Below are 10,223 nucleotides of genomic sequence, written 5' to 3' on the forward strand. Positions count from 1 at the left end.
CAACCAATACTTCAAATGGTTTCATTTCACTCTGAAAAGAATACAAAGGTCTAAACTAAAGTTCATTTTAGCCCTTTGTCAACAATCTGAAAGGAAGCCGCTGGCTTCCTTTTTTATTTTGATTTTTTCTCAATTGGTAAAATAAGTACTTCCACGCGTCTGTTTTTACTTCTGCCTTCCGCTGTATCGTTTGAGGCGATCGGTTTGAATTCGCCGTAACCTTTTGTACTAAAGTTCTCTTGATTTAGATCTTTGTTCTCAAGCAAAATATTTAAAAAGTTGACCGCACGAATGGCGCTTAAATACCAGTTTGATTCAAATTCTGAATTTCGAATAGGCACATTATCTGTATGTCCGCTAATGACGATGTCACGAGCGGGATTAATGACGAGCAGTTTTGAAATTTCTTTTGCTAACGGGACATCCTGCGGGCGGATAACCGCTCGCCCAGAATCAAAGAAGATGCTGTCTTCAATCGTAATGAGCAGGCCTTCATCCGTCAGCTTTGTTTCGAGCTTTGAGCCAAGCTTTTTCTCTGCAATGAACGAATCGACTTGCTTTTTGACCTTTGTTAAAACCGCTTGATCTCGAGCTTTTGCTTTCGCTTCTTCATCATCTTCTGCTGATTTTTCCGTTTGATCGCTGTTTTCAGTTTCTTCTGTGCTCTCCAGGCTTGATTGGTCCATCACGCCGGTGCCGCCAGTAAAAACAACATTAAAAGACTTGGCCATCTGTTCATATTTTGCCACATCAATAGAACTTGAGGCAAAGAGCACAATGAATAGGGCGAGAAGAAGCGTCAGAAGATCGGCATAAGGGATCAGCCAAGACTCATCTACATGGTCATCATGATCATGTTGTTTCCGTTTCCTAGCCATTCTGTTTTTCTCCTTCTTCAATGACAAGATTTGCTCGTTCTTTAGCTGGTAAGTACATGAGAAGCTTTTGTTCAATGACCTTTGGAGACTGACCTTCAAGGACAGAAAGAATACCTTCAATCATGATGAGACGAAGCTTTACTTCTTCCTTTGATTTACGCTTCAGCTTGTTGGCAAATGGATGCCATAAAACATACCCTGTAAAAATCCCAAGCAAAGTGGCAACGAAGGCAGCGCTGATCGCATGTCCAAGTGCTTCAATATCTCCCATGTTTGCAAGTGCGGCAATGAGTCCGACAACGGCGCCAAGTACACCAAGCGTTGGAGCATAGGTGCCTGCTTGTGTAAAGATAAGTGCACCTGACTGATGTCTCTCCGACATTGCATCGACTTCTTCTGTTAATACGTCTCGAATAAATTCTGCACTTTGACCATCTACTGCCATGCTTAAACCGTTCTTTAGAAAATCGTCATCGACTTCCTCAAGATTTGCCTCTAATGCCAAAAGACCTTCACGACGAGCAATTTGTGCCCAATTTGAAAATAGAGGAATCATTTCTTGTATCGTTGGCAGCTTGCTGTCTTTGAAAATTTTGCCGAATAATTTTGGTGTTTTCTTAATTTCAGTAGATGGGAAGGCAATGACAACAGCTGAAATTGTCCCAACAACAATGATTAAAATAGCCGCCGGGTTGATAAGAGCGGTTAGACTCACACCTTTCAAAACCATACCGACACTTAGTGCAATAAATGCTAAAATAATACCAATTAACGATGTTTTGTCCATTATCTCACCAAATCCTTTAACTATCTTTTTCTATAGTTAATATCGGTGTGTTCCAGAAGGGTTTTAGTCAGAATATCAAATTAAGACAGTTTCTGTGAAGAAATTTTGACGAAAACGCTTTCTTTAAGACATAAAGAAGAAACTCCCTCATAGATAAAGGGAGTTTTCAACTTGATTTGTTTGATCTGTTTCATCTAAGAGCAGTTCTTTTAATTTTTCTTCATGGATGATTTTGATTAGATCGTAGCTCCAATTCATCATGTGATCCACCTCTTTTTCTTTTATCGTAAAGGAAAAGAGGCGGAGGAGCGTCAGCATGCAGGTGGAATTTAGCCACTGCACCATGATGGAGCTGCTCCTCCTTCTTAGGTTGTACTTATCCCTTTCTCACAACAATTTCGTCATGTTCAACATCGACTGTAAATCCAGAAAGATGTTCTTCTTCAAGTAAGATGTCCGTCATTTGATCTTCGACATGCTCTTGAATCGTTCTCCGTAATGGACGAGCACCAAATGCAGGGTGGTATCCAAGCTCTGCGATTTTTTCTTTCGCTTCGTTTGTGACGTGAACTGTTAGATTTTGTTCTTTTAGCTGCTCAGCTAGTTCTTGAAGCAAAAGATCAACAATTTTAACTAAATCGTCTTTGTCTAATGAGTTAAACTGAATGATGCTGTCAAAACGGTTCAAGAACTCAGGTTTGAAATAGGCGCTGAGTGAATCAATCAGTGATTGTTCCTCAATGGCTTCTTCCTTGTCAGACTGGAAGCCGACTTTCACCGTTTTATCTGTGCTGCCTGCGTTACTTGTCATGATGATGACTGTGTCTTTAAAGCTGACTGTTCTGCCCTGGCTGTCTGTTAGACGGCCATCCTCCATGATTTGAAGGAACATGTGCTGGACATCAGGGTGCGCTTTTTCGATTTCATCGAGCAAAATGATGCTATATGGTTTTCTGCGAACCTTTTCAGTCAGTTGTCCTGCTTCGTCATGACCAACGTATCCAGGAGGAGAACCGATGATTTTGGACACAGAGTGTTTCTCCATATATTCACTCATGTCCAAACGAATGATCGCGTCTTTTGAGCCAAATAATTCTTCCGCTAATGTTTTGGACAATTCGGTTTTACCGACGCCTGTCGGTCCAACGAAAAGGAAGGAGCCTGTTGGTCTATGTTTCGATTTTAAACCGGCTCTACTTCTTTTGACGGCTTTTGCTACTTTTTCAACCGCATGTTCCTGACCAATGACTCGTGCTTTTAAGCGGACGTCGATTTCTTTCATTTTTGTTTGTTCGTCTGCTTGCAGCTTGCCAACCGGGATTCCTGTTTTTTGTTCTACAATGGACTGGATATCCTCAGCTGTGACGACATGCTTTTTGTCATCTGATTTGTTTTGAAGTCTCGCTTCTATCGCTTCTTCTTCATCCCTGAGCTTCGCTGCCTTTTCATATTGTTCTTCTTTTAAAGCAGCTTGTTTTTCAGCGGCAATTTGGGCAAGACGGTTTGTTAATTCATCTTCACTTGCTGCATCAAGAGAGAGGTTCGCTTTTGAACCCGCTTCATCCATTAAATCAATGGCTTTATCTGGCAAGTGGCGGTCTTGAATATACCGCGAAGATAACTGAACGCATGCCTTAATGGCTTCGTCAGAATAAGTGACGCCATGATAGGCCTCATACTTATCTTGAATGCCTTTTAAAATCTCAATCGCTTCATCCTGTGTTGGCTCATGAACCATGACTGGCTGGAAGCGTCGTTCAAGTGCGGCATCTTTTTCAATTTGACGATACTCTTTTAATGTAGTCGCACCGACTAGCTGCAGCTCGCCTCGTGCAAGGGCTGGTTTTAAAATATTTCCGGCATCCATTGATCCTTCTGCAGACCCTGCGCCTACAAGAAGATGGATTTCATCTACGAATAAGATGACATTTTTACGGCTTTTCAATTCGTTGATTAATTGCTTCATTCGTTCCTCAAATTGTCCGCGTACACCTGTGTTCGCCACAAGTGAGGAGACATCTAATAAATAGATTTGTTTGTTCTTTAATTTATTTGGTACATCGCCACTTGCAATTTTTAGTGCAAGTCCTTCGGCAATAGCTGTTTTACCAACACCAGGTTCACCAATGAGGACAGGATTGTTTTTATTTCTTCTATTTAAAATCTCAATGACTCTTGCGACTTCTTCATCACGGCCAATGACTGGATCAATCAGGCCAGCATTTGCGCCATCAGTTAAGTTTTGGCCAAGTTCATCGAGTAAGCCTTTTTGTTTAGGCTGCTCCCCGATTGGGGCATGTCCTGTTGGCTGAGAAAAGAATGAATGTCCTCCGAACAGGCTAGGTCCCATTTTCATTTTTGACTGCTCCATCAAAGAGGTGTAGCAGTCCTCACATAAAACCATTTGGCTGCGGGACGAATTCACTTGCATATTCAGGCGAATAGTCGCCTCATTTACTTGACATTGTTGACAACGCATTTGCCATGACCTCCTTAAAAATAAAGTTTGACTTTATTTGACCAATGAAAGTTAAATAAAATGGTCCGTTGTTTGACCATCTTTGACTATAGTATACTCTGACCTATTTTGACTTTCAACTGTTTTGCTCAAAGTTTGATAAAAAATCCTTTTTTGCATTTAATCATGGTTTGTCCTTCTTTTCAAGGAACTTGTCTCATAGGATAAAAAAGAGACAATCGAAAGTGTGGGTGCGGAGGGGTCAAATGAAACGTTCAAATGAATCCGCTTTTCAGCTTGCCTTTGTATATGTGGGAACAGTGGTTGGAGCTGGGTTTGCGACAGGAAAAGAAATCGTTGAATTTTTTGTTCGTTTTGGCTGGATTGGACTAATTGGTATTTTGATTAGCGGCGCTATTTTTACTGGCCTTGGCGCAAAAATGATGCTCATCTCGAAACGAATGAAAGCTTCATCTTATCAAGATATGAATCGCTTTTTATTTGGAGCAGCAGCGAGTCGATATATAAATGTCGTCATGTTTTTTATTTTACTGGGTGTGACCTCAGTGATGATTTCTGGTGCAGGCGCTATTTTTGAAGAGCAGCTTGGCATATCGAAGGAATATGGTGTTTTCTTAACGATTATACTGAGCGTCATTGTCCTTTTTAAAGGGTCAAAAGGGGTATTTGGTGTCAACGTTCTCGTCGTCCCGATGCTTATTTTCTTTTCATTCATTGTGTTTTTTGATTCATTTGTGTTTACTAGCGTCGAAAGTCACGTTCTTGCGCTGCAAATGGGAGAGGGCGAATGGGTGCTGTCTGCAATTTCATACGGCGCTTTTAATTTAGCGCTGTCTCAAGCCGTATTAGTGCCGGTTGCAAATGAAATGACGTCAGAGGCTGTGATTAAAAAGGGAGCGGTGCTTGGCGGCAGCATGCTGACACTCATTCTCATTGCCTGCTTTTTATCCCTTTCTTCATTAGATATGCTGGAGGCGTATGATATTCCAATGGCTCAGGTGGTGTATCAAGTTGCAAACTCCATACATCTCATCTATTTATTTGTGATCTTCGGCGAAGTCTTTACATCCGTCATAGGGAATCTATATGGACTCGAAAGACAAGTGAGTGTGTATATCCGAATGAATAGTCTCTATACAATATCTCTTATTCTGATCTGCTGCTATGTGATCAGTAAAATTGGATACGGTACACTCATTTCAACGGTTTACCCCATTTTCGGCTATGTCAGCATCTTTTTCATCCTCTTTCTTTGCCTGAAAAAAATGCCTGCATCCTTTCATCAGTAAAGAAGGGATAGCCTGTATAAAAAATATGTGGTACACTATCCTCTGTGAAAATTGAACAAAAATCCGTGAAGACGGGAGAGGTTCTAGCAAAACCCTCTATAAAAAACTAAGGACTTGCCGTATCCTTGGATGTGGCATTTTTTATTTTTTATGGCTGGGACACCTCATACACATGTAAAGGTGTCTTTTCTTTTGAGAAAAATAGGGGTTGTGAGGAGCCTTTCAGATGCAGCTTTGTACGATTGTACTCATCTGTAAAAGGAGGAAAATGAAAAATGAGAAATGAAAAAGCGGTCGTTGTCTTTAGCGGGGGACAGGACAGTACGACATGTTTATTATGGGCACTTCAACAATTTAAAGAGGTTGAAACAGTAACCTTTCATTATAATCAGCGTCATCAAGAAGAAATTGATGTCGCCAAAAGAATTGCTGACAAGCTAGGTGTGAAAAATCATCTATTAGATATGTCGCTTTTAAATCAGCTGGCACCTAATGCTTTAACAAGAGATGACATTGATATTGAGGAAAAAGAGGGCGAGCTGCCATCCACATTTGTTCCTGGGAGGAACTTAGTGTTCTTATCCTTTGCTTCTATTCTTGCGTATCAAATCGGAGCAAGACATATTATCACAGGTGTGTGTGAGACAGACTTTAGTGGTTACCCGGATTGCCGAGATGAGTTTGTGAAATCTTGCAACGTTACGGTGAATTTGGCAATGGAAAAACCATTTGTGATTCATACGCCGCTCATGTGGCTCAATAAAGCAGAAACGTGGAAGCTGGCAGATGATCTGAATGCGCTAGACTTTGTGAAAAATGAAACGCTCACTTGCTATAATGGCATCATTTCTGATGGCTGCGGGGAATGTCCTGCATGTAAGCTTCGGAAAAATGGCTATGATACTTATATGAAAATGAAGGAGGCGAACTAAATGCTTTCTCAAATCTATCCACAGACAGATCACCCATTTTCATTTGAATTGAATAAAGATATGCATCTATCGGCAGCCCATTTCGTTCCAAGGGAAGAGGCTGGTGCATGCAGCCGCGTACATGGTCATACGTATACGATCAATATCACGATTGCGGGAGACGATCTAGATGAGTCAGGTTTCCTTGTCAATTTCAGCACGCTGAAAAAGCTCATTCATGGGCAGTACGACCATACACTGCTCAATGACCATGAAGAATTTTCATCAAACGATCCATACGCTATGCCAACCACTGAGGTTGTTGCAAAGACTGTGTATGACAAAGTGGCGGCGTATTTAACGACTTTAGCGAACAAACCGGTATGTGTTCAGGTTTTTGTCAGAGAGACACCAACTAGCTATTGCATTTACCGTCCGAAACGAGTTGAGCTCAAGTGACTAAAGCGATTCCTGTATTAGAAATCTTTGGTCCGACCATTCAAGGAGAAGGAATGGTCATTGGTCAAAAAACCATGTTTGTCAGAACAGCGGGCTGTGACTACTCTTGCAGCTGGTGCGATTCATCATTTACATGGGATGGATCAGCCAAGCATGATATCCAGTGGCTTCAAGCAGAGGACATTGTAAAAGAGCTGAAGAAAATAGGCGGTGAGGCTTTTTCTCATGTCACCATTTCAGGAGGGAATCCTGCGCTTTTAAAGCAAATGGAAACCCTCATTGATCTTCTCCATGAAGAAGGGATTGATACGGCACTGGAAACGCAAGGAACGATGTATCAAGATTGGTTTTTGAAGATTGATGATTTAACGATTTCTCCAAAGCCGCCAAGCTCGAAGATGAAAACCGATTTCACGAAACTAACACGTATCATTGATGAACTGAAAAACGGAAACAGATTGCAGCATGCAAGCCTGAAGGTCGTGATCTTTGATGATCAAGATCTAGCCTATGCGAAGGATGTTCATGCGAAATACCCAGAGCTTCCTTTTTATTTGCAGGTTGGAAATGATGATACGACGACAGCTGATGATGCTTACCTATTAACGCATTTATTAAAGAAATATGAAGCGCTTGTAGATCAAGTGGCGCAAGATCCAGATTTGAATCGTGTGAGAGTCTTACCGCAGCTGCACACGTTATTGTGGGGAAATAAACGAGGCGTATAGAAAGGAAGAGACAAAATGACGACAAGAAAACCTGAAGAATTAGAAGGTGTCACTTTACTAGGTAATCAAGGGACGAATTATTTGTTTGACTATGCACCACAAGTGCTTGAAACGTTCCCGAATAAACATACAAATAGAGATTATTTTGTGAAATTCAATTGCCCGGAATTCACTTCACTTTGTCCGCAAACAGGGCAGCCAGATTTTGCGACGGTTTATATCAGCTATATTCCCAATGAAATCATGGTCGAAAGTAAATCGTTAAAATTATATTTGTTCAGCTTCCGTAACCATGGTGACTTCCATGAGGATTGTATGAATATTATCATGAACGATCTGATTGAATTAATGGACCCAAGATATATTGAAGTATGGGGAAAATTCACACCAAGAGGCGGTATTTCGATTGACCCGTATACGAACTACGGAAAACCTGGGACAAAGTATGAAGAAATGGCATCTTATCGTATGATGAATCATGATATGTATCCAGAAACGATTGACAATCGCTAATTAATAGGAAAAGACATGCCGGATGACATGTCTTTTTTTAGTGGAAATGAGCTGATGAGGAAACATAAAAAAGAGAAGAGTCATGTCACTCTTCTCATACCAATAGGAATAGAACTTGCTAGGACGGCTGGGGGCTACCAGCTCGTAAATATATTATATACGACAGAACGTATGTTTGTAAAGATAAATCGTGCTTTTTTTGCTTATCCCATTTGCTTTGAGATAAAATAAGAGCAACGAGTGAAAACGGAGGCGTTTGGGTTGGAAAACAAAGAAGACAAAACAGAGAAGCTGCTCATGGAATTAAGAGAAGAGCTTCACATGCTTGAACAGCAAAATAAGGAACGGTATAAATGGAGTGCCTCCACATTGCTTGGGGTGATTGCCCTTTTAATTGATAAAGGAGTGATCACACCTGAAGAAGTTGAAATGTACAAAACAAAAGCGGAAATGCAAACCTTTCACGCGCAAAAAGACTGATGCCCTTTCACTTGGTTGTCAGCCTTTTTCATATGTGATGGTAAAAGAGAGCAAAGCTGTCAAACGAGGGCAGCTTTGCTTCGTATATCCTTATGTAACGATAGCCAGAATTGAGGATTGCAAATTAATGTACGGAGTCTTTGATGATTTTATAGTTTTTATGATTAACGACTGTTAGTGAATCCAGTTCTAAATCTCTATAGTTGTCCATAATGGTAACATCTACAATGACAGAGTTCTCATTTACTTTTTCAACTACACCTGTTAAACCATTTCTAAATTCGATCACATTTCCAATTTTTGCAATCTTCAACCGATCCCTCTCCTTTAAAAACAGATTTCATTCCCTATTAAAAAGTATTTTGCAATATTTTCATACCAATGTAAAGGATAAAGACGTTTTTGTTTCGTTTTCATTAAACGAATGGTATATTTAATAGTTGATCATGGCTGAAAAGGAGCGGTTTTTTTGACTGAAGAACAAATCCACACAATACTAGAATCATTACGGAATGGAACCGAAAAACAAGTGACCATTCAAAAGGATGATTTTTTAACGTTTCGTTCTGTTTTGGTCAATCAAGATGATTTTAAACAGTTTCGCGGAATTGCCAAGCACGGTGGAGATGTTATTTTTGAATATCTTAAAGAAGCAAGAAGCTGAAGCTTTTTCTCATGGATGAGAGAAAGCTTTTTATTTTTGGTTCTTTTGTCACACTTCAAACCAGCCTGATACATATGATAAGAAAATGTAATAATCCATAATCAGGAGCATAAGGATGATTATAGGCTGAAAAAGGACTCTTTTAAGCGCTAACATTTCCATTTCATGCGTATTTCAACTAGGACATGCCATTTAATGACGGAATTTGGACAGGCATGCAAATCTTTGTGCGTGAAAATAGAAGAAGCTCTTGTTAGAGTGGACAAGTATCTTACGGCCTACATTGATTATAGGAGGAATGAGGCGAATGATTAAAATTCATACTGCTCTTTTTGCCATCCTTATGCTCATCTCAGCGGTGAAGATGGACAATATACAAGAGCAGCAAGGCACATTAAGTCAAAAACTTGGACAAGCACCTGTGAAGCATCAGCTTTCATATATAGATCAAGATGAAAAGCATACCGTGATCCCGGCATTTTCAGAGGAGAAACATCAGCAGGAAGTGAAAATGCTAAGCACGACAACAGAAGAAAAGGCACCAAAACCGAAGCCGAAGAAAAAGGAACATGCTAAAACGGCAAAGCCAGCAAGCTCAAAAAATCAAGCGCGTTATTCTAATGAAGAAATGGACTTGCTTTCTCGATTGGTACATGCTGAAGCGAAAGGTGAATCTTACGCTGGGAAAAAAGCTGTAGCAAGTGTCGTCTTAAACAGAGTGGAACATGGCTCTTTTCCTGACAGTGTCAGAGGAGTCATTTATCAGCGAAATGCCTTCCAGCCGGTTTCAAATGGCAGTATCAATGATAAGCCAGATCAAGATTCGGTAAAAGCTGTGAAGCAAGTTGTAAAAGAAGATGACAGAACGACAAAGGCGATTTATTTTTATAATCCAAAAACGGCGACAGATCACTGGATTCGTTCCCGTAAAATTGTAGAACGCATCGGCCGTCACGTATTTGCAGTGTAAAAAAGCAGCGATCAATAGATTGTTGACAAAGGGCTAAAATGAACTTTATTTTAGCCCTTTGTCTT

13 protein-coding genes and 1 riboswitch are annotated in these 10,223 nt (G+C 40.4%); of the genes, 8 read left to right on the forward strand and 5 right to left on the reverse strand.

Features of this window, described 5'->3' with window-relative positions; translation table 11 throughout:
• Positions 1–113: 113 nt before the first annotated feature.
• The 4 genes from motB to BA1_RS17300 form a co-directional block, all read right to left on the reverse strand.
• Entirely contained in the window at positions 114–878 is a 765-nt protein-coding gene (gene motB / locus BA1_RS17285) for a flagellar motor protein MotB (protein ID WP_008361744.1), read from the reverse strand.
• A complete protein-coding gene (gene motA / locus BA1_RS17290) occupies positions 871–1,665 on the reverse strand; it encodes a flagellar motor stator protein MotA (protein WP_008361746.1) in 795 nt (264 codons plus the stop codon). The genes motB and motA overlap by 8 nt, the downstream gene beginning before the upstream one ends.
• Positions 1,666–1,812: 147 nt before the next feature.
• The gene (locus BA1_RS17295; protein WP_008361747.1) at positions 1,813–2,010 is read right to left on the reverse strand and encodes a hypothetical protein; all 198 of its coding nucleotides are present in this window, start codon (positions 2,008–2,010) and stop codon (positions 1,813–1,815) included.
• A gap of 31 nt (positions 2,011–2,041) precedes the next feature.
• Positions 2,042–4,144 carry an ATP-dependent Clp protease ATP-binding subunit gene (locus tag BA1_RS17300; protein WP_008361749.1) on the reverse strand — a complete coding sequence of 701 codons (2,103 nt, stop codon included), beginning with the start codon at positions 4,142–4,144 and terminating at the stop codon, positions 2,042–2,044.
• A 245-nt stretch (positions 4,145–4,389) separates the two neighbouring features.
• Here BA1_RS17300 and BA1_RS17305 point away from each other — a divergent pair, with 245 nt between their 5' ends.
• The 6 genes from BA1_RS17305 (at position 4,390) to BA1_RS17335 (ending at position 8,524) form a co-directional block, all read left to right on the forward strand.
• Positions 4,390–5,433 carry a YkvI family membrane protein gene (locus tag BA1_RS17305; protein WP_008361751.1) on the forward strand — a complete coding sequence of 348 codons (1,044 nt, stop codon included), beginning with the start codon at positions 4,390–4,392 and terminating at the stop codon, positions 5,431–5,433.
• Between the two features lie 71 nt (positions 5,434–5,504).
• Positions 5,505–5,549, forward strand: a riboswitch (PreQ1 riboswitch).
• Positions 5,550–5,708: 159 nt separating this feature from the next.
• A complete protein-coding gene (queC, locus tag BA1_RS17310; RefSeq protein WP_008361753.1) occupies positions 5,709–6,365 on the forward strand; it encodes a 7-cyano-7-deazaguanine synthase QueC in 657 nt (218 codons plus the stop codon).
• Entirely contained in the window at positions 6,366–6,803 is a 438-nt protein-coding gene (queD, locus tag BA1_RS17315) for a 6-carboxytetrahydropterin synthase QueD (RefSeq protein WP_008361755.1), read from the forward strand.
• Positions 6,800–7,531, forward strand: a complete 732-nt coding sequence (gene queE, locus BA1_RS17320; RefSeq protein ID WP_008361757.1) for a 7-carboxy-7-deazaguanine synthase QueE — start codon at positions 6,800–6,802, stop codon at positions 7,529–7,531. The genes queD and queE overlap by 4 nt, the downstream gene beginning before the upstream one ends.
• A 15-nt stretch (positions 7,532–7,546) precedes the next feature.
• Entirely contained in the window at positions 7,547–8,044 is a 498-nt protein-coding gene (gene queF / locus BA1_RS17325) for a preQ(1) synthase (RefSeq protein ID WP_003211403.1), read from the forward strand.
• 261 nt (positions 8,045–8,305) lie between these two features.
• A complete protein-coding gene (locus tag BA1_RS17335; protein WP_008361760.1) occupies positions 8,306–8,524 on the forward strand; it encodes a hypothetical protein in 219 nt (72 codons plus the stop codon).
• 124 nt (positions 8,525–8,648) lie between these two features.
• Here BA1_RS17335 and BA1_RS17340 read toward each other — a convergent pair whose 3' ends face one another.
• The gene (locus tag BA1_RS17340) at positions 8,649–8,837 is read right to left on the reverse strand and encodes a YkvS family protein (protein WP_003211747.1); all 189 of its coding nucleotides are present in this window, start codon (positions 8,835–8,837) and stop codon (positions 8,649–8,651) included.
• A gap of 156 nt (positions 8,838–8,993) precedes the next feature.
• Here BA1_RS17340 and BA1_RS17345 point away from each other — a divergent pair, with 156 nt between their 5' ends.
• Positions 8,994–9,188 (forward strand): hypothetical protein, encoded by a 195-nt coding sequence (locus BA1_RS17345; RefSeq protein WP_008361762.1) that lies wholly within the window; start codon positions 8,994–8,996, stop codon positions 9,186–9,188.
• A gap of 307 nt (positions 9,189–9,495) precedes the next feature.
• Positions 9,496–10,158 carry a cell wall hydrolase gene (locus BA1_RS17350; protein ID WP_008361764.1) on the forward strand — a complete coding sequence of 221 codons (663 nt, stop codon included), beginning with the start codon at positions 9,496–9,498 and terminating at the stop codon, positions 10,156–10,158.
• Positions 10,159–10,223 lie beyond the last annotated feature (65 nt).

The sequence above is a fragment of the Bacillus xiamenensis genome (genome assembly GCF_000300535.1).
In the GTDB taxonomy this organism is placed as follows: domain Bacteria; phylum Bacillota; class Bacilli; order Bacillales; family Bacillaceae; genus Bacillus; species Bacillus xiamenensis.